The 25,984-nt window shown below is 32.3% G+C and carries 19 protein-coding genes and 2 tRNA genes; 4 read left to right on the forward strand and 17 right to left on the reverse strand.

Annotated elements, in window-relative coordinates; all coding sequences use genetic code 11:
• Positions 1 to 365: 365 nt before the first annotated feature.
• From carB to C7954_RS09695, 7 genes are all read right to left on the reverse strand, one after another.
• A complete protein-coding gene (gene carB / locus C7954_RS09665) occupies positions 366 to 3,581 on the reverse strand; it encodes a carbamoyl-phosphate synthase large subunit (protein WP_134059821.1) in 3,216 nt (1,071 codons plus the stop codon).
• Between the two features lie 93 nt (positions 3,582 to 3,674).
• The gene (gene carA / locus C7954_RS09670; protein WP_073160962.1) at positions 3,675 to 4,748 is read right to left on the reverse strand and encodes a glutamine-hydrolyzing carbamoyl-phosphate synthase small subunit; all 1,074 of its coding nucleotides are present in this window, start codon (positions 4,746 to 4,748) and stop codon (positions 3,675 to 3,677) included.
• A 321-nt stretch (positions 4,749 to 5,069) separates the two neighbouring features.
• Positions 5,070 to 6,782: an NADH-dependent [FeFe] hydrogenase, group A6 gene (locus C7954_RS09675; RefSeq protein ID WP_134059823.1), complete on the reverse strand. Its 1,713-nt coding sequence runs from the start codon at positions 6,780 to 6,782 to the stop codon at positions 5,070 to 5,072.
• Positions 6,783 to 9,863, reverse strand: a complete 3,081-nt coding sequence (locus C7954_RS09680) for an NADH-ubiquinone oxidoreductase-F iron-sulfur binding region domain-containing protein (RefSeq protein WP_134059825.1) — start codon at positions 9,861 to 9,863, stop codon at positions 6,783 to 6,785. It abuts the gene before it with no gap.
• Positions 9,856 to 10,365, reverse strand: coding sequence for an NADH-quinone oxidoreductase subunit NuoE family protein (locus C7954_RS09685; RefSeq protein ID WP_134059827.1), 510 nt, complete (start codon positions 10,363 to 10,365; stop codon positions 9,856 to 9,858). The genes C7954_RS09680 and C7954_RS09685 overlap by 8 nt, the downstream gene beginning before the upstream one ends.
• A 378-nt stretch (positions 10,366 to 10,743) precedes the next feature.
• A complete protein-coding gene (locus tag C7954_RS09690; RefSeq protein WP_134059829.1) occupies positions 10,744 to 10,902 on the reverse strand; it encodes a DUF1670 domain-containing protein in 159 nt (52 codons plus the stop codon).
• Between the two features lie 208 nt (positions 10,903 to 11,110).
• Positions 11,111 to 12,247 carry a pyridoxal-phosphate-dependent aminotransferase family protein gene (locus tag C7954_RS09695; RefSeq protein ID WP_134059831.1) on the reverse strand — a complete coding sequence of 379 codons (1,137 nt, stop codon included), beginning with the start codon at positions 12,245 to 12,247 and terminating at the stop codon, positions 11,111 to 11,113.
• A 303-nt stretch (positions 12,248 to 12,550) separates the two neighbouring features.
• Between C7954_RS09695 and C7954_RS13910 the strand changes: the two genes are divergently transcribed.
• The gene (locus C7954_RS13910) at positions 12,551 to 12,796 is read left to right on the forward strand and encodes a hypothetical protein (RefSeq protein WP_243833668.1); all 246 of its coding nucleotides are present in this window, start codon (positions 12,551 to 12,553) and stop codon (positions 12,794 to 12,796) included.
• Between the two features lie 198 nt (positions 12,797 to 12,994).
• Here the strand turns inward: C7954_RS13910 and C7954_RS09705 are convergent.
• The 3 genes from C7954_RS09705 to C7954_RS09715 form a co-directional block, all read right to left on the reverse strand.
• Positions 12,995 to 13,070: transfer RNA gene (locus tag C7954_RS09705), tRNA-Thr, on the reverse strand.
• A gap of 4 nt (positions 13,071 to 13,074) precedes the next feature.
• Positions 13,075 to 13,911 (reverse strand): DegV family protein, encoded by an 837-nt coding sequence (locus C7954_RS09710; protein ID WP_134059833.1) that lies wholly within the window; start codon positions 13,909 to 13,911, stop codon positions 13,075 to 13,077.
• 159 nt (positions 13,912 to 14,070) lie between these two features.
• Positions 14,071 to 14,274 (reverse strand): cold-shock protein, encoded by a 204-nt coding sequence (locus tag C7954_RS09715; RefSeq protein WP_005487305.1) that lies wholly within the window; start codon positions 14,272 to 14,274, stop codon positions 14,071 to 14,073.
• 382 nt (positions 14,275 to 14,656) lie between these two features.
• On the opposite strand from C7954_RS09715, the gene C7954_RS09720 reads away from it, so the two are divergent.
• Positions 14,657 to 15,532, forward strand: coding sequence for a proton-conducting transporter transmembrane domain-containing protein (locus C7954_RS09720; protein WP_243833669.1), 876 nt, complete (start codon positions 14,657 to 14,659; stop codon positions 15,530 to 15,532).
• A gap of 201 nt (positions 15,533 to 15,733) precedes the next feature.
• Here the strand turns inward: C7954_RS09720 and C7954_RS09725 are convergent.
• Positions 15,734 to 15,820 (reverse strand) — tRNA-Leu (locus tag C7954_RS09725).
• A gap of 119 nt (positions 15,821 to 15,939) precedes the next feature.
• Between C7954_RS09725 and C7954_RS09730 the strand changes: the two genes are divergently transcribed.
• Positions 15,940 to 17,178 (forward strand): BaiN/RdsA family NAD(P)/FAD-dependent oxidoreductase, encoded by a 1,239-nt coding sequence (locus tag C7954_RS09730; protein ID WP_073160582.1) that lies wholly within the window; start codon positions 15,940 to 15,942, stop codon positions 17,176 to 17,178.
• 43 nt (positions 17,179 to 17,221) lie between these two features.
• Here C7954_RS09730 and C7954_RS09735 read toward each other — a convergent pair whose 3' ends face one another.
• The 6 genes from C7954_RS09735 to C7954_RS09755 form a co-directional block, all read right to left on the reverse strand.
• Complete coding sequence (locus tag C7954_RS09735; protein WP_134059836.1) at positions 17,222 to 18,364, reverse strand: baeRF7 domain-containing protein; 1,143 nt, start codon at positions 18,362 to 18,364, stop codon at positions 17,222 to 17,224.
• Positions 18,365 to 18,500: 136 nt separating this feature from the next.
• On the reverse strand, positions 18,501 to 19,952 hold the full coding sequence (locus C7954_RS09740) for a GntR family transcriptional regulator (protein ID WP_134059838.1): 1,452 nt from the start codon (positions 19,950 to 19,952) through the stop codon (positions 18,501 to 18,503).
• Positions 19,953 to 20,024: 72 nt separating this feature from the next.
• Positions 20,025 to 22,772 (reverse strand): cation-translocating P-type ATPase, encoded by a 2,748-nt coding sequence (locus C7954_RS09745; RefSeq protein WP_134059840.1) that lies wholly within the window; start codon positions 22,770 to 22,772, stop codon positions 20,025 to 20,027.
• Between the two features lie 93 nt (positions 22,773 to 22,865).
• Complete coding sequence (locus C7954_RS09750; RefSeq protein WP_073160586.1) at positions 22,866 to 24,248, reverse strand: DUF2254 domain-containing protein; 1,383 nt, start codon at positions 24,246 to 24,248, stop codon at positions 22,866 to 22,868.
• Positions 24,249 to 24,420: 172 nt separating this feature from the next.
• Positions 24,421 to 24,543: a hypothetical protein gene (locus C7954_RS14075; RefSeq protein WP_276330807.1), complete on the reverse strand. Its 123-nt coding sequence runs from the start codon at positions 24,541 to 24,543 to the stop codon at positions 24,421 to 24,423.
• A 39-nt stretch (positions 24,544 to 24,582) separates the two neighbouring features.
• Positions 24,583 to 25,212: a lysophospholipid acyltransferase family protein gene (locus tag C7954_RS09755; RefSeq protein ID WP_134059842.1), complete on the reverse strand. Its 630-nt coding sequence runs from the start codon at positions 25,210 to 25,212 to the stop codon at positions 24,583 to 24,585.
• 161 nt (positions 25,213 to 25,373) lie between these two features.
• Here C7954_RS09755 and C7954_RS09760 point away from each other — a divergent pair, with 161 nt between their 5' ends.
• Positions 25,374 to 25,961: a cyclodeaminase/cyclohydrolase family protein gene (locus tag C7954_RS09760; RefSeq protein WP_134059844.1), complete on the forward strand. Its 588-nt coding sequence runs from the start codon at positions 25,374 to 25,376 to the stop codon at positions 25,959 to 25,961.
• Positions 25,962 to 25,984: the final 23 nt, after the last annotated feature.

A 25,984-nucleotide genomic window follows, 5' to 3' on the forward strand; every position in this document is an offset into this window, starting at 1 on the left:
TTTTTAAAGTACTGGATAATATACAGAGTTTAGAATTTGGTTGACATTGAATTCTAAAAGAACTGTAAAATTTTAAGAAAATAAAGGAAGACTACGGGATATCTATACCCAATTTTAATAGTGATTTTTACCATAATAACAAAAAATAGATTTTTTAAAAAATTAAACTCAAAAAATTTCTTTTAAATTCCTAAATCAGATAATTTTAGAGTTAAGCCAAAGGAAAATTATATTTCGTAATTGCTATGAATAATTCAGGTAAAATACTGTTAAGACTATTATTCTTTAATTATAGTATTTCTCCTTTATTTTATTTAGAAAAAGATACTTAAATTTTTAGATTCAAGTATCTTTTTCTAGGTTTTTTATTTCTGATAATCCTGCAGCGCTTTATATTCAATTCTCTCACCATACTCAATTTCTTTTAAAACTTTAAGCATTGCCTGAGTTGTATCCAGGGAAGTTAAACAGGGTATTCCCATCTCCACTGCCGATCTTCTGATTTTAAAACCATCTCTTTCCGGAAGCTTACCTTTTGTCAGAGTATTGATTACCAGATCAATCTTGTCATCAGAAATCAACTCCAGTGAATCAGGTGATCCTTCTCCTAATTTTTTAACTATGTCTACCTTAAGACCTTTTTCCTTTAAAGCTGCTGCTGTACCCTCAGTTGCAGCAATCTTAAAACCAAGCTCTGCAAAATCTTTAATATATTCAATGGCTTCTTTCTTATCTTTATCTGCAATTGTGGCCAGAATTGTGCCAGCACGAGGAATCTCAAGTCCGGCTCCAATCAATCCTTTATATAATGCTTTTTCGTAAGTTTCAGCAAGCCCCAAAACTTCCCCAGTTGATTTCATTTCTGGACCCAGATTGGTGTCAACCTGAGTTAATTTGGAAAATGAGAAAACAGGAACTTTAACAGCTACGTGATCTTTTTCTGGAACCAAGCCACTTTCCCAACCTAAATCCTTAAGTTTTCTACCAAGTAAAGCCTTTGTTGCCAGATCAACCATCGGCACCCCTGTTACTTTGCTCAAATATGGAATTGTCCGGCTGGAGCGGGGATTAACTTCAATCACAAATATTTCTCCCTCACTGACTACATATTGAATATTGACAACTCCCTTAACATTTAAAGCCTGCGAAATTCTTTCCGTATATTCCACTGCTTTTTGCTTTAACTTCTCAGACAAACGGTGAGGAGGATAAACTGCTATACTGTCTCCTGAATGAACACCTGCTCTCTCTACGTGTTCCATAATCCCAGGTACTATTACTGTTTCTCCATCAGAAATTGCATCAATTTCAATTTCAGTACCGCTTAAATATTTATCAACCAAAACCGGTCTATCTGGTGAAATTTTAACAGCATTTCTCATATATTCTTCTAATTCTTGCTCATTATATACAACTTCCATTGCCCGACCGCCAAGTACATAGGAAGGTCTTACCAGTACTGGATAACCAATTTTAGCAGCAATTTTTTCTGCTTCAGCGAATGAAGCCGCAACTTCCCCCTGAGGTACTGGAATATCCAGTTCATTTAAAAGACCGATGAATCTATCTCTGTCTTCTGCCAGGTCAATCGAATCAACAGAAGTTCCAAGTATCTTAACTCCTGCTTCAGCCAGCGGCTCAGCCAGATTAACAGCAGTCTGACCACCAAACTGACAGATAACTCCTTCTGGTTTTTCATTTTCAATGATATGCATAATATCTTCTTTGGTCAGAGGTTCAAAGTATAATCTATCTGAGGTATCAAAATCTGTACTCACGGTTTCTGGATTATTATTAACTATAATTGACTCATAACCTTCTTCATTTAAAGTCCAGGCAGAATGAACACTGCAGTAATCGAATTCTATACCCTGGCCGATCCTAATTGGTCCTGAACCAATTACCATTACTTTCTTCTTTTCAGTTGGCTGAGCTTCATTAACCTTTTCATAAGAAGAATAATAGTAAGGTGTTTCTGCTTCGAATTCTGCTGCACAGGTATCCACCATTTTAAATACGGGTTTTAACTGCAGCTGGTCCCGGATGCTTTTTATTTCCGCTTCTGTTTTTTCAGTCAAAAGAGCAATCTCAGAATCTGAAAACCCTTTTTCTTTAGCCTTGTAAAGTAGTTCTCTGTTTTCACTTATATTTTCTTTATTGGCAGCTAGAGAGTTTTCAAGCTCAATAATGTTTTTAATTTTATATAAAAAGAAAGTGCTGATTTCAGTTATTTGGTTAATTTTTCCGACTGTATAACCACGGCGCAGCGCTTCTGCTATCACAAAAAGTCGATTATCATCTGCCGCAAATAAGGCATCTTCAATTTCCGGGTCACTCATTTTTTTAAATTCTTCTAAGTAGAAGCCATAGCGCCCGATTTCCAGTGAGCGCACAGCCTTGAGCATTGAAGCCTCCAGATTTCTTTCAATTGCCATTACCTCTCCTGTAGCCTTCATCTGAGTTCCCAAATTACGATCAGCATAGTGAAACTTATCAAAAGGCCAGCGAGGTATCTTAAAGACTACATAATCTAAAGCTGGCTCAAAACAGGCTGTTGTTTTACCAGTGATTGCATTTTCAATCTCATCTAAGCTGTAGCCTAAGGCTATTCTGGCTGAAACTTTAGCAATTGGATAACCGGTTGCCTTTGATGCCAAGGCACTAGAGCGGCTGACTCTGGGGTTTACCTCAATTATATAATACTGAAAACTCTCGGGATCAAGTGCATACTGAACATTACAACCACCTTCAATTCCTAAGGCTCTTATTATCTTTAAAGCTGAGCTTCTAAACATCTGATATTCTTTATCTGTTAAAGTCTGACTGGGAGCTACAACAATACTGTCACCAGTGTGAACACCTACCGGATCAAAGTTTTCCATATTGCAAACAACTATACAGTTATCATTTTTATCCCGCATTACCTCATATTCTATTTCCTTCCAGCCTTTAATACTTTTTTCGATTAAAACCTGGCCAATCAGGCTGTGTTTAAAACCACGGGCAGTGATTTCTTTTAATTCTTCCAAATTATCAGCAACACCACCACCGGTTCCTCCCATAGTATAGGCAGGACGTACAATTACCGGATATCCGATTTTAGCTGCAATTTCAGCTGCCTGATCAATGTTTTCTGCAATTTTACTGTCTAAAATTGGTTCTCCAATTTCATTCATTAATTCTTTAAAAGTATTTCTATCTTCTGCCTTCTCGATTGTATCAATTGGAGTTCCTAAAAGTTCTACATTCAAATCTTCTAAAATATTTGTTTCGGCTAAGTCTATAGCCAAGTTTAAAGCAATCTGTCCTCCTAAGGTTGGAATCAGTCCATCGGGATTTTCTTTTTTTAAAATTTCTATAATACTTTCAACAGTTAGGGGTTCAATATAAACACGATCAGCCATATTCTCATCTGTCATAATTGTAGCCGGATTGCTGTTGACCAAAACAACTTCTAAGCCTTCTTCTTTCAAAGCCCGACAGGCCTGACTCCCTGAATAATCAAATTCAGCTGCCTGACCGATAATAATTGGACCTGAACCAATAACCATAACTTTTTTAATATCTTCTCTCTTCGGCATCTTATCCTCCTATTGTGTTATTCTAAATTTGTTTGATTTAAATTATTTAGATATTATTTAGAAATATTTGCTAAGTCCCCAGTACTATCAGCATCAGCGCATTAAGTTAACAAATTGATCAAATAAATAGTGAGAGTCTTCTGGTCCTGGTGAAGCTTCAGGATGATACTGAACAGAAAAAGCTGGATAATTTTGGTGTTTAAAACCTTCAACTGTTTGATCATTAACATTAATATGGGTTAATTCTAGATTCAAATCATTTAGCGAATCTTCTTTAATTGCAAAACCATGATTTTGAGAAGTAATGTAAACTCTGTTAGTACTTAAATCCTTAACTGGATGATTGGCTCCCCGGTGGCCAAATTTAAGTTTATAGGTATCTGCACCACAGGCTCTTCCCAAAAGCTGATGACCGAGACAAATTCCAAAAATAGGAACCTCACCTAAAAGTTCACTAATGGTCGCTGCCACATAATCTGCATCCTCTGGATCTCCAGGTCCATTGGAAAACATTACTCCATCAGGATTATAATTTAATATATTCTGAGCCGATGTGCTGGCCGGTACCATTATCACTTCACAATTACGCTTAACTAGTGAATTTTTGATATTATCTTTAGCTCCACAGTCAACTAAAATCACTCGATACTTATTTCCTGTTCCATAAGTTTTTGTTTCTTTTCTGCTGACAAGTGAAACTAAATCCCTTCCCGAAAGTCCTGGTGCTTTTTTTGCCTTCTCGATTAATTTCTGCCTACTTAAGTTTTCAGTAGTTATAATCCCGCGCATCGTTCCCTGCTGCCTCAATATTTTAATTAAAGCTCTAGTATCTATGCCCCTGATTGCAGTAATTTCGTTTTCTTTTAAATATTCTTCAAGTTTTTTCTTTAGACGCCAGTTTTCCGGTTCCTCTGCAAATTCTTTGACTATAAAGCCATTAACATGAGATTTGATAGATTCAAAGTCGTCTTCATTAATCCCATAATTTCCGATTAAAGGATAGGTCATACAGACAATTTCTCCCTTATAGGAAGGATCAGTCAGTATTTCTTGATAACCAGTCATACTAGTATTAAAAACAATTTCACCTGAACTTTCCTTATCAGTTCCAAAAATTTCTCCATTAAAAATACTGCCTTCTTCTAGAACAAGTTTTGCTTTTTTCATATAGCTACCTCCACCACTATTGGTTTACAAAAATAAACAGATAAATTAAAAAATCTAAAGATAATTTATCTTTTGTTACTTAATACAGTAAATTATTAAATTTTAATCATAAAAATAAAACCTTCTCCCCAGAAAGAATGGTTTGAAGGTTAAATTGACACAGCTATCCCAAAATTTAAGAATTTATTATCTTAAATTAATTGCTTAGCTCAACCCTTACCAGCCTCTCTGGACTGATTTAAAAGGTTAATCTATTCTTTTATTATTGTGATTTAGTTTAACATTAATACTGAAAACTGTCAATAGTTATCCATGTATCCATTAAATTTTTCGCACTTTATATTTTGTGTGCAGTAATTTATGAGCAATTTCACTTCCTGGGTTTTCCAAATATTCCTTATATAATTTAATTATATAAGGATTTTCATGTGATTTTCTTAATTTTTTGTTTGTATCTATTTCATAAATAGCTTTCATTCTATTTTTTAAGACCTCTTTATCTGCAGCTAGTGGTTGACCTCCTCCTCCAAGACAGCCGCCCGGGCAGGCCATAAATTCTATAAAATGAAATTCCTCGCCTTTTTTAATCATTTCAAAAACTTTCCTTGCATTTGAGAGTCCATGAGCAACTGCAGCTTTAACTTCTAACCCATCGATATTAACAGTAATTTTTTTAATTTCATCAAAACCCCTTACACTATTAATATCAATCTCCTCTAATTCTTTTCCTGTTATTTTTTCATAAGCAGTTCTTAATGCAGCTTCCATAACACCACCTGTTGTCCCAAATATAGCTCCTGCACCAGTAGATTCACCCATTAGTTGATCAAAATTGCTGTCTTCAAGATTTTCAAACTTAAATCCAGCCTCCTTTATCATCTGAGCAAGTTCTCTTGTTGTTAAGACATAATCAACATCGCCAGCCATTTCCTCTCTTTGAGCTTCAAACTTTTTGGCAGTACAGGGCATAATAGAAACTACTATAAGATCTTTTTCTTCAACTTCAGTATTATCCAGATAATATGAGTGAGCCAGTGCTCCAAACATCTGCTGTGGTGATTTGCAGGAAGAAAGATTATCTAAATATTCCGGATAATATTCTTCAATAAAATTTATCCAGCCTGGGCTGCAGGAAGTAAAAAGAGGTAACTTACCCCCCTGATTAATTCTTTCAACAAATTCATTTGCTTCTTCCACAATTGTTAAATCAGCAGCAAAATTAGTATCAAATACCTTATCAAAACCAAGCTTTTTTAATGCTGTTACCATTTTTTCTGTACAAATTTCACCTGATTTGCCACTAAATGCTTCTGAAAGTGAAACTCTAACTGCGGGTGCAGTCTGAACCACAACATGTTTTTCTGGATCATCCAGCGCCTGCCAGACTTCTTCAATATATTCTTTTTCACGAAGCGCACCGGTTGGACATACTAAAGTACACTGTCCACATAAAACACAGGGACTATCAGCTAAATTTTCATAGAAAGACGGCTTAATTACTGTTTCAAACCCCCTTCCAAAAACTTGAACTGCCTCTACTGATTGAATATCTCTACAAACACTTTCACAGCGCCTGCACAGGATACATTTTTCTGGATCACGAAAAATTGATGGTGTGGATTGGTCTATTTGATAACTGCTTTTTTTACCTTCAAACCTTACTTCTCTAACACCAAATTCTTCAGCAATTTCTCTTAACTCACAACTTTCGTTACTAATACAGCTAGGACATTCGATATTATGATTTGAGAGTAAAAACTCTAAATTCATTTTCCTATTCCTTCTAACTCTACTGCTGTTAGTCTTAATTTTTAGCCCCTCAGATACTGGAGTTATACAGGAAGCTGCAAGTTTACCTGAATTTTCAATTTCTACCAGACAGATTCTGCAGGCTCCAATTAAGTTTTTTTCTTCTAAATAGCATAGTGTTGGGATATCTTTATTTAATTTTTTCGCTGCATCTAAGATAGATGTTTCCGCTTCAACTTCTATACTTTCTCCATCAATTTCTATATTAACTAATTTATTTTCCATTTATATCACTTCCTCTTTTTCTTTAACATCACAGCGTAAGCAGCGAGATGCTTCTTCAACTGCCTGATCCAAAGAATATCCTTTTTCAACCTCTTTAAATCCTCTTTTTCTTTCAGACAGAAGTATTGTAGGCATCTTGACTCTGGATTTTTGTTCCTCTAAAATAGGACTGGAGATATTTCTTTCAAAATTTTCTTTTTTAACTACTTCTCCATCACCACCCAGGTATTTATCAATTTCTGAGGCTGCCTTTTTACCCTGCTGAATTGATTCAACTACTGTTGAAGGACCGCTTACACAGTCTCCCCCTGCAAAAACCCAGTCAACATTTGTCGAAAAATCTCCTTCAGTCTTAATCAAATTACTTTTTGTTAACTCAACTTTAAATTTACCTTTATTAAAATAATCTTCAACTTCCTGACCAACTGCAGAAATAATAATATCGGTATCAATCATTAACTTTGAGTCTTTAATTTCAACCGGTTTTCTTCTACCACTTTGATCAAATTTTCCACCTTTAACTTCTAAACATTCTAATTTTTTAATTTTATTATTTTCAGAATGAATTTTATATGGATTCAGCTGTGAATAAATATTTACTTTTTCATATTCAGCTTCTTTTATCTCTTCTTTGTGTGCAGGCATATCATTCTTAGTTCTGCGGTAAATAATATTCACTTCTTCAGCCCCAAGTCTAATCATATTTCTGGCAGTATCAATTGCAGCATTTCCGCCTCCAATTACAGATATTTTCTTATCTTTAAAATCAAATTCATGACCCTGATTTAGCTTTTTCAAAACATCTAAAGCAGAGTAATAACCTTCTACTCCCTCATTTCCTTCAATATTTAAGTCTCTATCTTTTTGAGCTCCTACAGCCAGATATACAGCCCAAAAACCTTCTTCTCTTAAATCTTCAATTAATATATCTTTTCCGATTTTAGTATTTACAACAATTTCTACCCCCATTGCTGTTAAAACACCAATTTCTTCATTTAAGAGTTCTTTTGGCAAACGATATTCTGGAATTCCTAAAGCAAGCATTCCTCCTACTTCTGTTTCCGCCTCAAATATTGTAACCTGATAACCTTTTTTGCGCAGATAAAAAGCTGCAGTTAAACCTGAAGGGCCAGAACCAATTACTGCAATTTTTTTATCTTTTTCTGCTTCAATTTCTGGAATTGGAAAACCATCTTCATTTTTTAATAGATAATCACTAGCAAATCTTTTTAATTCTCTTATTGCTAGAGCTTCATCTATTCCATCCCTGTTACATGCATTTTCACAGAGATTATAACAAACCCGACCACAAACTAAAACTAAAGGATTTTCAATTTGAATAATTTGATAAGCTCGTTTGTAATCACCATGTCTGATAGCATCAATATAAAGAGGTACATCTACATTTGCTGGACAAGCATTCTGACAGGGAGAAGTAAATAAGGAAGCACAAACTGAAGAATCACAATGTTTGTTTTCAATATGATCCAGATATTCGTCTTTAAAATATCTTATGGTACTTAAAACTGGGTTAGGAGCAGACTGACCTAAACCACAGAAAGAAGAGTCTTTGACTACTTCTCCCATTTCTATAAGTAAATCTAAATCCTGCTTTTCACCACGGCCTTCACTGATTTTTTCTAGAACTTCAAGCATTCTTGTTGTCCCAATTCTACAGGATGTACACTGACCACATGATTCGTCTTTACAGAAATCAATAAAATATTTTGCTAAATCAACCATACAGGTCTGAGTGTCCATTACTATTAAACCTCCAGATCCCATTATAGTTCCTAACTCTTTAAGCGAATCATAATCAATTGGAACATTTAAGTGTTCAACTGGAATACATCCTCCAGACGGTCCACCTGTTTGAGCCGCTTTAAATTCTGCATCATTTTCTAGTCCTCCACAAATGTCAAATATTATTTCTCCTGGCGTGGTTCCCATCGGAACTTCCACTAAACCATTAGTTTTTATTTTTCCAGCCAGAGCAAAAACTTTGGTACCCGGACTCGCTTCTGTACCAGTCTTTTTAAACCATTCACTACCCTTACGTATTATTTCAGGAACATTAGATAAAGTCTCAACATTGTTAATAACTGTTGCTTTTTTAAATAAACCAGACTCGCTTGGAAATGGTGGTTTAGAACGGGGCTCTCCTCTTTTTCCTTCAATCGAAGCAATAAGTGAAGTTTCTTCTCCACAAACAAAGGCACCTGCCCCCAATCTAATGTTTACTTTAAAATCAAAACCACTGCCTAAAATATTTTCTCCAAGCAAACCCATTTCTTCTGCTGATTCAATTGCATTTTTAAGTCTTTTAATTGCTAATGGATACTCAGCTCGGCAGTAAATATATCCCTGGGAAGCACCAATTGCATAAGCTGCTAAAGCCATCCCTTCCAGCAGTCTGTGAGGGTCCCCTTCCAAAATGCTTCTATCCATAAAAGCACCTGGGTCCCCTTCATCAGCATTACAGATTAAATATTTTTCTTGATCATTATTTTTTGCTGCAAGTTCCCACTTTAACCCGGTTGGAAAACCTGCTCCACCTCTACCACGCAATTTTGCATCCTTGATAATTTTTATTACTTCAGTTGAACTGAAACTTTCTAAAGCTCTGGCAAGCCCAAGATAACCGTGATTTGCAATTGCCTCTTCTATATTTTCTGGATTAATATTTCCACAATTTTTGAGTACAATCCGTTTTTGTTTGCTAAAAAAGTCACTTTCTGGATCAATCAACCAGCGATTTATGATATTTTTTTCAATTAAATGTGATTTTAAAATTTCTCTAGCTTTTTCCGGGTTTAAATTACCATAGATAAAACGTTTATTATCAGTTCTAATCTCCATAATTGGTTCTTCAGCACAGATACCCAGGCAGCCAGTTATTGAAATTTCTATATCATTTAAATTCAAATTTTTTAATTCCTTTTTTACTGCTGTAAGTATTTCTTCTGCACCTGCTGCAATTCCACAGGTACCCATACCAATAACAATTCTATCTTTTTTTATGTCTGAATATTTAGCAAATAAGTCCTTTTGAATTTCTTCTAATTCTCCTATTTTAAGCATTTTCTTCCTCCTTGATTTTACCATTTAAATAACTATCAATAATTTTTACTGCTTTTTCTGGATTAAGTAGTCCATGTGCTTTACCATTTACAGTCATTACGGGAGAAAGTCCACAGGCACCTAAACACCGCACAATATTTAATGAAAGTTTACCATCTTCTGTTGTCTGGCCTGATTTAATTCCATACTTATTTTCGATTTTTTCAATGATTTCCTGGGAACCTTTAACATAACACGCAGTTCCTTTACAAAGCGAAACCTGGAACTCACCTTTAGAATATTCTGAAAAGTGATTATAAAAAGAGACCACACTGCTAACCCTACCAGGTGCTAAATCTAACTGTCTGGCAATAATCTTTTGCGCTTCCTTTGGTAAATAGCCAATTAATTCCTGTGCTTCATGTAAAACTTCAATTAATTCATACTCACTGCCTGAATATTTTTTTAAAATATTCATTAATTCCGGTTCATATTCCCTTAATTCTTTCACATTTAATGACATAATATCCTCCTTTGTGAATTATATATCTTTGATTTGCTTAAAAATTTATTTTATTCTGTCAATTTACATCAAAATATGTATAATGCTATTTTATCACATTATTTTAAATTTTTTAATTATTTTCTAAGTTAATTATATCACACCTAAATAATTATAATCAAATATTAAAAAATTACATTTAGGACATTTGTCCGGTCCTATTCTTCCTGATTCTTAGTATTTCAAATTAATCTATTATTTATCGTTATCAGAATCAAAATATTCAGGATGATATTTTTCTATCAGCTTCCTGTATTGTTTGATAACAGAAGCTCCTCGGCCTGTCATATGTTTGATCTGGGTTGTGCTTATACCGCGCCTGATAAGGAATTTAACGCGTTAATAGTCTTTGATATATCTATCTACAGCATTTAATGAATGATTTGTTTTTCTGGCTATATCAGGTGGCTGAACCTTTTGCTCATAAAGCTCTATTATCGCTTTTTTATGAGTGGTTCCACGACCCATATCCAGTATATAACCTTTAAGAGGTAACACATCATCAACTGAGGTACCAATTAAAACAAAAGATTGTGAATTTATTCTTCTGTACCAGGTACAAAAAAGCCTTTTTGTACCTGGTACCTATATGTTGTACCTTATGTTGTACCTAATAAAAAAGGCTCCTATCTTAATAAGGATATCCCTACAAGATAGGAGCCATCATCTGTCAAATAAATAATAATTGAAGGGGAGCGCCATCCCCTTAGTTCATTTCATTTACAAATACTTTATGTAATTCAACATTTAAATTAAAACCTAGTTCTCTTAAACTGTGATCAAAAGCTTTTAAAGTTCTATACAGCTTTTCTTCATAACAATTTTCTCCCATATGTCCAATTCTGATTAACTTATCTTCAAATTCTCCTAATGAGGCTGCAATCATAACATTATAACTTTCTGTCATCAACTGATTTAATTCTTGATAATTTATAGAATTGGGAATCTCTATAGCAGTAACAGTATCAGAATAACCATTTTCAGCAAATAGATTAAGATTTGATTTTTTTATAGATTCTCTAACTGCTGCAGCAATTTTATTATGACGGTCAAAAATTTCTTTATCTGCCAGCCATTTATCTAAAGCAGCATTTAAAGCATAAATATCACTAATCGCCTGAGTATAAGGAAAATATTTTTCCTCATACCAATTCTGCCAGAGCTGTAAATTAGTATAGTATCCTCTAACAGGGGTTTCTCTATTATTTACTGTCTCCCAGGCTGCATCACTAACACTCATAAATGTAAGTCCTGGTGGCACAGAAAGACATTTTTGAGAGCCTCCCAATATGATATCAATTCCCCATTTATCAACTTCAATAGGAACCCCACCAATTGCAGAAACTGAATCCACAACTGACAAAATGCTATATTTATTTAATAAATTAGTAATTTCACCAGCATTATTTATAATTCCAGTAGGAGTTTCGCAATGAACAAAAGTTGCAAATTTAAAATCGCTATTCTCTGCTAATTTTTTAGATAATTCATCAATATCTATTTCTTGATTATAGGGGAAGTCCCATTTTGTAACTTCCGCCCCATATAAATCAGCAAAATCTGCAAATCCTCTGCCAAAAATTCCATTATCTAAAACTAAAACCTTATCCCCCGGCTCAATTAAGGAAGCACAGGCAGATTCCAGTCCTAAAATACCCTCCCCACTCATAATAATCACATCATTTTTTGTTTTGATAACCTGCTGCAGTTTAGAACTAACATCAAGATAAAAATCAAAAAATTCAGGATCCAAATCAGGATTAGTAATTTTTTGGCTCATTGCCCGTCTAACTTCTTCACTAACTTCAGTCGGACCGGGTGTCATAATTAATAAATCACTCACAAAAATCACTCCCACAATTTTACGGTCTAATATAGATTTTATAACTTTTTATGGGAGATTGTCAAGCTAAATACCGTTTCAAACCGTATTATAATTTTCGATTTGAGTAGATTATCTTTAACTTAACAGTACAGCCTCATTAATTAACAATAATTCATTTTTTATAAATTTTAAGTTCATAACCTTAATAATAATTCAAAGATCTTTTAACTTTTCTTTTCATTAGATTAGCTGTAATGATTGCTGGTTCCGCAGGAAGTGCAGCTTCAACTGCTGCTAAAACTGGTAATATAAAGTTTTATATTGGAACAAATATTTATACTCTTTGGTTATCATATTCATCATTTATATATTGGGATAGCGTTAATTGCTCTAGCTGGTTGGTTTTCTATTACTAAAACTAAATTTATTGATCGAAGAGATAATGCATTAATGTATGGTATTGGATTAGGATTATTTATGGACGAAATTGGATTATTATTAAGCTGGGGAGATTATTGGCACAGCACAACTTATTTACTTAGCTTACTTTTGGTGGTCTTTTCTTAAATATTATTTTCTTTCCAGATTTTTGGAAAGATTTAAGAATACACTTAGGAGAATTTAATCCAAAAAATAAAATTCTAAAACATTATAGCTCTATCAATGTCGACTCTGATAGAGCTATAAACACACTTTTTATATTAATTAAAATTATAATATATAATTTTTTACATAATTTTAAAACTTGTTAATTCTTCTTTTCAATGGAGCCGGTGACAGGAATTGAACCTGCAGCCTGTAGTTTACGATACTATTGCTCTACCAGTTGAGCTACACCGGCTTTTTTAAAATGCCAGCACTATTCCACCTTCATTAGCATAAACTGTACTAATTCCAGCAGTTTCTACAATAATAGTCTCTCTAAAATTGTATTTTTCCGCTGCTTTTTCTTTTATATACTCCGCTTTTTCTAAGGCATTACAGTGAGCTATCCCAAGAACTTTTTTTTCTAAATTTTCTCCTCTTTCACCAATTTTCTCTACTAATTTTCTAATTGCACGTTTACTGCCTCTTGCCTTATCAAAAAGCGTAATAGTACCTTCAGGTGTAGCACCTAAAACCGGTTTGATATTAAAAAATGAAGCAATTTTTCCTTTTAATTTACCCATTCTTCCTGCTTTAATCAAATTATCAAGAGAATCTAATACAAATAAAGTTTGCATTTCTTCAACATATTTCTCAGTTTTTTCTACAATTTCATCTCTATTTAATCCAGCTTCAATCAACTCACCTAATTTATAAGCAATCATTGTTTCACCTGCAGAAGCACTAAAAGAATTAAAAACTTTTACAAATTTATCTGCTGCTTCTTCTTTTAATAATTCTTTTGCAAGTACAGCATTTTGATAAGATGCACTTAATTCTTTTGATAGAGTAACTACAAATGAGTTTTCATATTTTTGATATAAATCTAAAAAAGGCCCGGGACCCGGACTAGCAGTCTTAGGTACATCACTGCTGTTACGCATTGCATCTAATAAGCCATCTCGATCCAGGTTTTCATCATCTATGTAGTGCTTATTACCAACATCTATAGACAGTGGTGCTGTAGAAATATCAAATCTTTCCCTTAATTCCTCTGTAAGATCACAGCAGCTGTCAACTATTATTTTAAAATTCATGAGCTTACCTCCACCTTACTATTTTTTACTTTCTTTTGTCATCTATATATAATTTTACCTTTAGTGATAATAAAAATCAACTATTATTTTTATTTTAAAACATAGAAAAACCCCAGTTAAATTAATAACCAGGGCAACTTTTACATAATTAAACTTTAATTATATAACATCAACATTCTCTGCTTGAGGTCCACGATCTCCTTCAACAATTTCAAATTCTACTTCTTGACCCTCTTCTAAAGTTTTAAAGCCTTCCTGCTGAAGAGCAGAGAAATGTACAAATACATCGTCGCCATCTTCTCTTTCAATAAAGCCATAACCTTTTTTCTCATCAAACCATTTAACTTTTCCTGTGTAAACCATATTAATATCTTCCTCCTAAAATTTAACCTGAATATGTGTAACTAGTTTAGAATACTCAGTAAGTTAAATATATCATCATCATCCGTATTTGTCAAATTTTTCTGGACTCATATGAAGTTTTATTTTTCTTTTAGTCTTTTAGCAGTTGTGATATAATTTTTCAAAAGGGGAGGGATTGTTAAATGGCGGAGCTTATTTTAAATAACTTTTTTTAAATAATACCAATATATTATTTTTAGTTACAGGGTTTTTAGTTAGCATGTTTACTTTATTTTCCAGTTGGAGAAAAATTAAAAACTATAAATTTTTATTTTTAGGTCTCATATTTATTTTTATTATTAATTACAGTCTTGTTATTAGCACAACAAACTGGTTAATTTTTATGATCGGATGGGAAATGGTTACTCTGACAACTTCTTTACTCTTAGCCTGGGACGATAAAAATATTGCCTGGAAATATTTTGTGATTCAATTTATAGGTGGTAGCTTTTTAATTTTAACAGTTTTAACTGCCTATACTAACGGATATAAAACAATAGGAGCAGTTGATGAGTTCTGGCTGCAGTTAATGTTTATAATCGGTTTAGGGGTTAAAAGTGCGGTTGTTGGATTTCACAGTTGGGTCCCATATGTTTATAAACAGGCTTCTACTAGTTTTTCAGCTATTTCTTCTGGACTTGTTGCAAAGTTAGGTTATATTACACTCTTAAGAATTATAACAGAAGGTAATAGAGTTTTGCTTTATCTAGGTATGATTATGATCTATTATGGAGGAATCAAAGCTCTTGAAGAAAAGAATTATAAGTTGGTTTTAGCCTATAGTTCTATTAGTCAGTTTGGTTTTATCACACTTGCTATAGGCAGTGGAAATATTTTTGGATATTATGGCGCAGTATTACACATTATTGCTCATGCTTTTGCTAAATCAACTTTATTTAATAGTGCAGGTGATTGGATTAAAGAGTTTGATTCAACTTCAATTTTTGAATTTAAATGCTGTGGATTAAAACAAAAAACAAATACATTTAGTACTATTTTATCATTTCTTTCTTTGATGGCCTTCCCATTTTTTATTGGTTATAATAGCAAACATTTAATAAAATATTCTTTAAGCTCAATCCCTATGTTTGAATTTCTACTTCATTTAGGAAAGCAATTTGATTTTCATTATTTGAGAGGTTTTTTCACAACTTCAATCTATTTAATTATTGCCTATTTAATCTGTTTTCCAATTATGTCTAGAATAAATGAGATCTAATCTACGTGAATTTTACTTATTAAAATGAACAAAATGTCCTTAGGACAATCCGTAATACAGTAAGGTTAAATTTTGTTGATAGCGGAAATTATGAAACTATAAATATTATCCACAACAAACCATTAGGTATAATCTCCTAGCTAATAAAAAACCTCCTCAAAAAGGAGATTTCACATTATGAATCTATATTTTTTTATCAAATGGTGCCGAAGGTGGGACTCGAACCCACACGTCCGTGAGGACAACGGATTTTGAATCCGTCGCGTCTGCCAATTCCACCACTTCGGCATCAACATTATCTATTTTAACACAGAAAATTGTTAAAAGCAAGAATTTAAAACTTCTAAATATCTATTATAAATTTTAAAAAAAGAAGAAAATAAGACCCTAAAAGGAGAATTTTATTTATGAAAGTTGATCTTATCATTGCAGGTGCTGGACCTGCAGGACTTTTTGCCGCAATTCAGGCAGCAGAAGATAATAAAAACAAAGATATATTAATTTTAGAAAAAAATCATAGTGCCGGAAAAAAACTATTAATAAGTGGTTCTGGCCAGTGTAATTTAACTCATGCGGGTAATATAGCTAATTTCTTTAACCACTATGGTGATAATTTTAATTTTTTGTTAGGACCGTTATATACCTTTGACAATAAAATGTTGATGAATTTCTTTAAACATAGAGGTATAAAATTTAGAAAGGCACGGGGAGGAAAAATATTTCCTGCCTCTAATAAAGCATCAGATATATTAGACGTTTTATTAAAAGAATGCAATAAAAAAAATATAAAAATAAAGTATAATACAGCTGTAAAAAATGTATCTTATAATGAAAATTTAAATCACTTTGAAATAAAAACAACAAACAGAAATTATCTAAGCAGCTATTTTCTTTTAGCAACTGGAGGAAAGTCATTCCCTAAAACTGGATCAACTGGTGCTGGTTTTAAAATTGCCGCTGACTTAGGACATCAAATTATTGATCCAAGACCTGCTCTTGCTCCAGTTATTATTAAAAACTATCAATTCAAAAGTCTTAGTGGAATTTCATTAAGAAATAAAAAGATTTCACTTTACAGGAATAATAATCTTCTCCGAAGCTGGAAGGATGATCTACTTTTGACTCATCGTGGTCTTTCGGGCCCAGGAATTATTAACTATTCTCGCTATATTAAAAGCGGTGATATAATTAAGATTAAATTACTTAACTATAATAAAGAAGAGTTAGAAAAAAATCTGATCAAAAAAATTGAAAGAGAAGGTAAACTGAATTTGTTAAATCTTCTAATCAATTATCCTTTAGCCCAAAGATTAATTGAAAAAATTCTAAAGATGTCGGAAATTGACGGTAGTATAAATGCAGCTCATCTAAATAAAAAAGAAAGAAAAGAAATTATTGAACATTTTTCTAGTTTAGAATTTGAAGTTAAAGAATTAGCAGGCTTTCATCAATCTATGGTAACAAAAGGTGGTATTGATTTAAAAGAAATTAATCCTCAAAATATGGAGTCAAGAATAATTAATAATTTTTTTGCTGCTGGTGAAGTTTTAAATATTGATGGAGATACAGGTGGTTATAATCTTCAGGCTGCTTTTTCTACTGCTTATTTAGCTGGAATCGAAATTTCGGAGCGTTTAAAAAACTAAAGACTGCCTAAAAAATTCAGACAGTCTTTTTTAAGCTAGTATTTTAATATCTATAAATTGCCAGAATATCATTTTCTTCTGGCATTTCATCCTTTTCTATTGAATAGACTGAGCCACCATTTTTTATTGTTTCCACTGCAGCATAATTATAAAGATCGTAATCCTTGGTATTATCCATTAGCTTAACTTCATTTTGATCTTCTACAAAAACTCCAGCTTTCTCAGCTAATTTATTTAAAACCAGAGTATCAACTTTTCCATAATGAGCTGCTTCAACAATCTTTTCTAAGTCAGCTGAACTTTTATCGCTCGATTTTAGTTCCATATATCTTTCTTTAATATCTTCTAAATAGTCATGAATATGGGAACCAATAATCTCCCAGCTCTTTTCTCGAAGCTCTTTATTATTCATTTGTTTAGCATTGCCGTTTAAATGTTCATCTAAAAGACCTTGATAACTATTAATGTTTTTATAAAGAGAAAATAAACTATCATCTGCGGCAACAATTAAATAATTTTTCTTATCCTTTAATTTAGTATTAATAACACGATCAATTTCTTTTAAATAATGAAGCAGGTCTTCATTATCATCATCGCCAGCTGCTCCCTGTCCATGAAAAACTGGGGACCCTCCAGCTGTATTTATTGATTGATATTTTTCGGCCGCTTCATCATCTAAATTAAGAAATTCTTTAATGTTTAGAGGTAATTCCTCTAAATCAAGTGCTTCAATATCATTTCTGTTCACCCGATATAATCGATTATAATTAGAACTTAAAGCTAATAAATAATATTCCTGACTGTCATGAATCTCAGAAATTAATTGTTTTAAATTAAAATTATAACTTACATGTGAATTATCATAAGTATCTACTGAAAGTTTAAAAACTCTAAAATTCTCAGAAGATATAAAAACTGCCAGTCCTTCTTTTTGCTGCTGCCAAAAATTACTGTCAGATGCCAATTTAAATGCTGGCTCCAATAATTTATTAATTTCTCTTTCCTTAAATCCCCAATCTGCTTTTAGCTTCTCTTCTACTTTTTGTAATAAATTTTTAAACTCAATTTCTAGCTTTTTAAATTCTCCTTTGTGCACCGCCTTAGTTGACATGTAAATTGAAATACAGGGACTCTCCTGACATTGAATAAGGTCTTTTAAAGTTTCCAATTTTAGGTCTTCTGTCATTTTATTTAACCCCCTATTAAATTGAATAAAAAATTGACTCTTTTGTGACTTAATAACTAAGACAAAGTTAATAAAGAATTTAATAATTGCTTATATTATTATTTTAGCATATATTTTAAAAAAATAAAGTTATTTATTAACTGATAAACTGCCAATAAATTTTAGCTAAAACCATAACTCCCTGTTTTATTGAGAATTGATTTAATGATGCCGCTGAAATAATTAGTTCATTACTTATTTCACGACTGAAAAAGTTCCTATAATCAGGTAATAAAAGAGAATTTTTTTCAGCAAAAACTTTGAAATCATGCTGATTGATATTTTGGTTCAATAATAATTTAAAATAAAACAAAGAAGAAACATCTGCAGTTTCAATACCTCTAAAATGATCCTTAATTGCTTCTCTTAATAAAACCTTCCTGTTATTTAAACGCTGTCTTAAAAATTTAATTCTTTTTTCTAGATAGCCATTATCAATATAATAACTTAAAAGATTATTAACTAGATTTTCTCCTGCAGATAGATTTTTTTTATTTATAAAATCATCCAAAGAATATTTATTTAAAATTGAATTATTATCTAAAGAATTTAAATAATAATCATCTAAATAGGCTAATCCTAATTTTAAACCTGGAAAAACCCTATTTGTTAATGCTTGAATTAGAATAATTTGATTATTATATTTAGATTCTAAAAGTTCTTTTATTTTTTCATTGTTTTGATAAAGAGCAAAATGCTCTAAAATAATCACTTTAAACTTAAGCATTTGAGAAAGTTCCAGCAAAGATTTTATTTTAGAAAGGCTCCAATTAAAAATGCTTTCCTCTACAAAATCATCACTTATGATTAAATAGTCAATGGTATTATTTTCAAGATAGTCCATTAAACTATCGTAATCTGCAGAACTTATATGAATATTTGCATTTGGAGTAGAAAAAGAAACTTTATTGGTTTTACTATTAATGCTGTGATCTTGCAAAAATAATTTAGTAAATAGAGAATTGTCACTACCACTGGTAAATAATAATTCTTTGTTTTTCCCAACTAATGTCAATAATATTTCTTCTAATTTGGCTTCTGAACTATAATAAAGTTTGCTTTTACTCAAATTTTCATTTTTTGATTTTAAAAGCTGAAAATAGCTGCTTTTTTTAGCTTCAACTTTTTTAAAACTCTCACTTTTAAAATCAGAATAAAAACGATCAAAAATCAAATCCCATGCATACTCTTCTAGAAATTCTTTTCCGTGTTCTGGACCACTAAAATCAATGATTTTTTGAGAAGATAAAGACGGTTTAGAGGTTAAAATTCTTAGTCTCTGATCATCACTATTATTTTTGAGAGCAGCAGCAGGAGCAATATAGCTCCCACTACCCTCTTTTTTGTAAATAAGATTTTCAGCTTCCAGTAAATCATAAGCCTTAACTACAGTTTCTGCATTCACACTAAGTCGGGAAGCAAGTTTTCTTATTGATAGCATTTTTGTATCAGGGGTATATTTGTCTGCCAGAATTTCTGCCCGTATTGCTTCATAAATTTGGGTATATAGATTTTCTCTGCCATCTCTTTTTAATTCAATATCAAACATTTGGCTTCCCTCCATTAATTAATTATATCTTTTAAAATAAATTCTCAGCTAAAATGACGACAATTTTAAAAATTATACATTTGCTTTCCGCCGTCTAAAAAACTTGATAACTTCATTTAAGATTAAAAATAACACACTGGAAGTCAAAATTCTACTCCAGGCGGCTATTCCTACTCCGGCAAAACCAAGAAAATCGTTTATGTTTGGAATATAAACCACTCCTAATACTAATCCAATTGAAATTAAAATTGCATATAGCATTTTGGGATTATTAAAGAAGCTCTTAGAAAAGATACTCTGATATTCATATCTTAAAGACATAATATTTATCCACTGCAGACAGGCCACAGTTAAATAACTGATTGTTGTCGCCTGAGCATATAATTTTCCACCTTCACTAACAGCTGAAATTCGTCCATTAATGAAAGAGTAGAAATTGAAATAAGCAAAGCCCCCAATTACTAAAGCCATAAAAGCAAACCTGCTGAAACTTTTTTTATTAACAATATGGTCATCCTGACTTCTTGGCGGTACGGTCATTATCTGCTCTGAAGCTGGATCAAAAGTATAAGCTGTTAATGGTAAAATTTCAGCTAGGAGGTCAATTGATAGAATCTGAATAGCCAGTATTGGAATCGGTAAGTCAAAAAGTGCTGCAGCAATCAATCCAAGCAATACGAGTGTTAATTCAGCCCCATTTGCAGTTAATGTTCCCAGAATTGTTTTCTTTAAATTATTATAAATGGTCCTTCCTTCTTTAATCGCATAGACTAAGGTGGGATAACTATCATCCAGTAAAATCAACTCTGATGCTTCTTTGGACACATCTGTACCCATCTGCCCCATAGCAACACCAATATGAGCACTCTTAAGTGCTGGAGCATCATTAACTCCATCTCCTGTTACAGCAACAATTTTCTGCTGTTCTTTTAAATTTTTAACTATCCGCAATTTATCCTCAGGTGATACCCGGGAAAAAATAAGTGACTTATTTTCTTCCATAGTCTGTCTCAGTTTTTCTTCACTCATCTCTTCCAAATCTTTACTGGTAAATACTGGTACATCTTCATCATCAACAGAAAGACTAATTTCTTTTCCTACTGCCTGGGCAGTAGTTGCATGATCACCAGTCATGATATAGGTATCAATATAGGCATCATGTGATTCCTGAATGGCTTCCTTAACTCCTTCTTTTGGAGGATCAATCATCGCCACCATTCCCAGAAAAATAACATCCTTTTCTATTTCTTCTAAAACATAATCTGTCTCCTCATCTTCCAGTTTGCGGTAGGCAACTGCTAAAACCCGCATTGCATCCTTTGAATACTTTTCATTAAGTTCCTTTAATCTTTCTTTGTCTTCTTCTGTAATCTCTACTATTTCTCCATCTTTGAGAATATGTTTGGAAACAGAAAGCACACTACCTAAAGCTCCCTTCATCTTAAGATAGTTTCCATCTTCAAATTCTCTAATTGAACTCATTCTTTTACGGTCAGAATCAAAACTGAATTCATGTAATTCAGGATTTTCTTCATCTTCTTTAGGAGAGCGAGTACCTAATTTTGTAGAAAGAGTAATTAGAGCAGCCTCTGTTGGATCACCGATTGCATACCAGCCAGGATGCTCTTCATCTGGCTCATGAATCTCTGCATTGGAAGCCATTGTAGCAGCATCAAAGATAATCTCCATCTCTGCAATTTCTGCTTCAGTTAGTGGTTCTCCATCTTCTCCTATAAGTTCACCTTCTGGTTTATAACCAAGACCGGTTACTTCATACTCCCGGCCATCAAAATATACTTTTTTTACTGTCATTTCATTTTTGGTTAAAGTCCCAGTCTTATCTGTACAGATAACATTGGTTGAACCAAGAGTTTCAGCCGAAGAAAGCTTTTTGACTACTGCATTCTTTCCTGCCAGTCTTTTTACTCCCTGAGACAGAGCTACTGTAACCTGCATCGGTAAAGCCTGAGGTACAACAGCTGCAGCTACACCAAGAGCATATATTAAAGCGAAGTTCAATCCATAACCTCTATAAATACTCACTCCAAAAAGTGTAAATCCAACTACAACTGCAAAGATACCAATTCGATTGGCCACTGTATGCAGCTCATCCTGGAGAGGGGAACGGGATTTATCCTCTTCTTGAGTCATCGAAGCGATCTTACCCATCTCAGTATCCATTCCAGTTCTAACAACTACACCTTTAGCTGAGCCAGCGGCAACTGTTGTTCCTAGATAGGCCATATTATCACGGTCTGCTAGTGGTCTTTCTTCCTCAATGTAATTAGACTGCTTCTCCTGAGGCATTGATTCACCAGTTAGAGAAACATCATTAGTTTTCAAATTAAATGATTCAATAATTCTCAAATCAGCTGGAATTTTATCTCCTTCTTCCAGACTTACAATATCTCCAACTACCAGTTCTTCCTGTGAAATTTCTCCGATTTGATCATCACGAATTACTTTTGAAGGCGAATTAACCAGTTTATTTAGAGAATCCATTATTTTTTCCGCTTTATATTCCTGCATAAAACCAATTACAGAGTTAAGAACTGCAATCATAAGCATCACTGTAGCATCACGATAACTTCCAATTAATAGTGACATTACAGCGGCTATTAAAAGTAAGATTACAAGTACATCTTTAAACTGCTGTAAAAAGATTACAAATAATGACCTTTTTTTAGCTGCTTCAAGAACATTTTTTCCATCTCTCTGCAGCCTTTTTTCTGCTTCTGATTGGCTTAGTCCCTGAAGACTACTTTCTAAAGTTTTCACAACATCTTTGGCTTTTTGTCTATAAAATTCTTTTTCTGACATATGACCACCTCTTTATTTTATGATTTTAGTTTTTAGATATAATAATAACATTTTTAAAAATAATTTAAAGTTCCTGTTTTATACTATAATTTACTAATTTACTTTAAAATTTTCAACTTGAAAATATTTTTCTCGCTGCTCTTTATGACCGGTTTCTTTAGCCAGACGGTAGATTTTATGATTTAAAAATTTCTTATCTTCCTGCTCCAATACATTTTTATCAAAACCACCTAAAATATAATGGCTAAAGTGCCAGACCTGTTCTTTAATATCTTTTGGACTTCCTTCAGCAATAATCACCAGTGCATCAATAATAGATCCCGCAACTGATACATCCTGATTTCCATAATGACTGAGTTGATAAAAAGTTTTATATAGAAGATCCCAAAAAGAAATATCCTCTAATATAAAACACAATTCATCTTTGTCATTATAATAATAAGTATTTTCTAAATTGGCAACTGCAATTCTTGATAAAACCCAGCCTAACTGATTAATACAAAATATTGCTGTATTGGGATCATTAATCCCTGGAGAAATGGCTCTTAAAGCAACCTCTGTTAATTTTAATAAACCAAATTCTATATCATTTTTCTTGCTTCTTTCATTGTTGATTGCCAGATTATCAAGAATTTTATTTTTTATTTCTTCAAGTTCTTCATCACTAAATCTCTCAGCTTCTTCATTTAGCTGCCAGAATTTAAAAACAATTGTATTTTCAGTTACATAATCACCAATCATTTTTTCAGCCCTAATTATTATGTCATGTTGATCTGCCAACTTGGTTAGTTCAATATCATAAATAACCTGAATATATCCACTCTGCTCAGGATGAACCTCACATGACTCTCTGTCCAGCATTTCTTTTAAATTCTCAGGTGGGTCATTACGAATCTGATCATTGCTGTTATTTCTTGCCTCAATTTTATCAACTATTTCAATAACCTCTTCTTTTAAACTTTCAATCAAGAGATTTACCTGAACTGAATTAGCTGCATGATGGATAAAATAGACAAAATAACCTAGACAGACAATAGCAACAACAACCCCAATCATTGCCGAAAATATAATTGATTCCCCGCTTCCCTGCAGGCTGTCATCTATAAAAAGCAGAGTTAACATTGAATAAATAAAACCAGCAAGAAAAACTCCTAAAACTTTTAAGGTTATTTTGTTTTTAAGAAAATCCTGCATCGTCCGCGGCGAAAACTGCGAAGAGTACATGGTCAGTACAACCATAATAGTTGAAAAAGAAACTGTAATCATTGCAAAAAGGGAGCCTGCTATGGTAGACAAAATTGTTTTTGAAAGGTCATAAGAAGTAAAAAAATATGCGGGCAGTACATTTGTCAGAGTATCTGTATACTGATATTCAATAAATATTACCGCTATTGAAAGTAGAGCAGCAGATATTGTATAAATTAAAGGAATAAAATATATTTTATTTTCTATATTATGCAGAAATTTAAATTTCAAAATTTACACACCCTCTATAATTTTCATTACTTTTCCCTCTATCATTTAATTTCAACATAATTACCTAATATCCTTTTTATATACTGGATAAAATTAATCATAATGATTTGATATTTAGGCTGTAATTTAATTATATTTATTAAATTGTCAATTGCTTAACATATTTTAAAAATTACATTGCATCTTCAAATATAGCTTTCACCTGTTCAACTGTTCCTTTTCTGGGATTAATTTCAGCATTTTCATCTTCTAATACATATTTGGCCATTTCTTTAAAATCTTTTTTTAATATCAACAATATAAAATAATTAGATCAAAATCATAAATTATTTTATTAACTTTCCATTATTTTTCTTATCTCTTTTTTTAAAGAAATAAAATTTTCTTTTCGATCTTGTTTTTCAACTATAAAATAATCATTAACATTAATAATAATTTTATTAAAAGGAAGTGGGATTTTTAAATTATCCCATCTACTTGTTAGTTTTACACTATTTTTCACATCAATAGTTAAAGGCAGAATTTTTCTCTTTGAAAAAAGGGCCATAATCATTGCAAAATCTTTTATTTCGTGTTCTGGGCCTTCTGGGCCGTCAACTGAGAGAACTAAATTAGCATTATTGGCTTTATTAATTTTATTTTTTAATTGAAAAATGTAATTTCCATCAGCTGCTAAGTCGGGCAGCCGCAAAACATCATAACCAAAATAATGACTAATTCTCGTAATAACTCCACCTCTTTTATTTTTTGTAGTAACAACATTCAACCTTTTTTGTTTTAAAAAAGGATAATAACAAAAACTATCACCATGCCAGATAAATAAAATAAATTTATCTGGATATTCAGATTCTAAATATTCAAGATTTCCATATCTTTCTATTTTGCTTGTTTTATAAACAAAATCTATATAATAGTACAAAATAGCACTGATAATTTTTTCTTTTATCTGATTTAATATCTCCATGATACCACTCCTAATTATATCTTTTTTAGTTATTATTTTTTAATTTTTATATAAAATAAATTTTAGCTTGTTTATCTGCAATTGATTTATTATAATTAACATACCTTAAGAATAATTGAATCTTTCAATTTATGCAAATTTATTTAGAAAGGAGTTTTATTATGTATTCTCAAAAATCTATCGAAGAATTTTTAAATGATTTGAGTTCAAGCAACTCTATTCCCGGTGGTGGTAGTGCTGCTGCCTTAAGTGGGGCCTTAAATGCAGCTGTTATCAGCTTTATTGCTAATCTTACAATTGGTAAAGAAAAATATAAAGAGGTTGAAGCAGAAGCCAAAGAAATCCTAGCTGAAAGTGAAGAATTAAAAAAGGAAATGCTGTTAATGATTGATCAGGACAGCAAAATTTTATCTGATATTCTTGACAGCTACAAGGATGGAGATCAGAATAAAGTTAAATCTGTCTGTCAGGATGCAGTTGAATTTTCAATGGATATGACTAAAAAGGCAGTTAGATTAATGCGCCTCAGCCTGGAAATTAGTGAAATTGGAAATAGAATGCTGGCCAGTGATTTTGAAGTAGCAGCTTACATAGGAGATGCAGCAGTTAGCAGTGCAATTGCTAATGTTAAAATCAATCTTAAAAGCCTTGACAATCAGGAATATAAAGAAAATATAAAAAATGAATATTTAAAATTAAAAAAAGAAAGTTCTCGCCTTAAAGCAGAAATTATTGAGCTTGCAAATTAATTCTATTTTAGCATCTTAACTTA

The sequence above is a fragment of the Halanaerobium congolense genome, from assembly GCF_004366375.1.
GTDB lineage: Bacteria > Bacillota > Halanaerobiia > Halanaerobiales > Halanaerobiaceae > Halanaerobium > Halanaerobium congolense.

Coding starts and splice junctions, on each gene's coding strand:
- carB (WP_134059821.1), bottom strand. CDS start 3,581: ATGCCGAAGAGAGAAGATATTAAAAAAGTTATGGTTATTGGTTCAGGT.
- carA (WP_073160962.1), bottom strand. CDS start 4,748: ATGAAAAAAGCAAAACTTGTTCTAGAAGAAGGCAGTATTTTTAATGGA.
- C7954_RS09675 (WP_134059823.1), bottom strand. CDS start 6,782: ATGGAAAATAAATTAGTTAATATAGAAATTGATGGAGAAAGTATAGAA.
- C7954_RS09680 (WP_134059825.1), bottom strand. CDS start 9,863: ATGCTTAAAATAGGAGAATTAGAAGAAATTCAAAAGGACTTATTTGCT.
- C7954_RS09685 (WP_134059827.1), bottom strand. CDS start 10,365: ATGTCATTAAATGTGAAAGAATTAAGGGAATATGAACCGGAATTAATG.
- C7954_RS09710 (WP_134059833.1), bottom strand. CDS start 13,911: ATGAATTTTAAAATAATAGTTGACAGCTGCTGTGATCTTACAGAGGAA.
- C7954_RS09715 (WP_005487305.1), bottom strand. CDS start 14,274: ATGGTTTACACAGGAAAAGTTAAATGGTTTGATGAGAAAAAAGGTTAT.
- C7954_RS09720 (WP_243833669.1), top strand. CDS start 14,657: ATGATCGGATGGGAAATGGTTACTCTGACAACTTCTTTACTCTTAGCC.
- C7954_RS09730 (WP_073160582.1), top strand. CDS start 15,940: ATGAAAGTTGATCTTATCATTGCAGGTGCTGGACCTGCAGGACTTTTT.
- C7954_RS09735 (WP_134059836.1), bottom strand. CDS start 18,364: ATGACAGAAGACCTAAAATTGGAAACTTTAAAAGACCTTATTCAATGT.
- C7954_RS09740 (WP_134059838.1), bottom strand. CDS start 19,952: ATGTTTGATATTGAATTAAAAAGAGATGGCAGAGAAAATCTATATACC.
- C7954_RS09745 (WP_134059840.1), bottom strand. CDS start 22,772: ATGTCAGAAAAAGAATTTTATAGACAAAAAGCCAAAGATGTTGTGAAA.
- C7954_RS09755 (WP_134059842.1), bottom strand. CDS start 25,212: ATGGAGATATTAAATCAGATAAAAGAAAAAATTATCAGTGCTATTTTG.
- C7954_RS09760 (WP_134059844.1), top strand. CDS start 25,374: ATGTATTCTCAAAAATCTATCGAAGAATTTTTAAATGATTTGAGTTCA.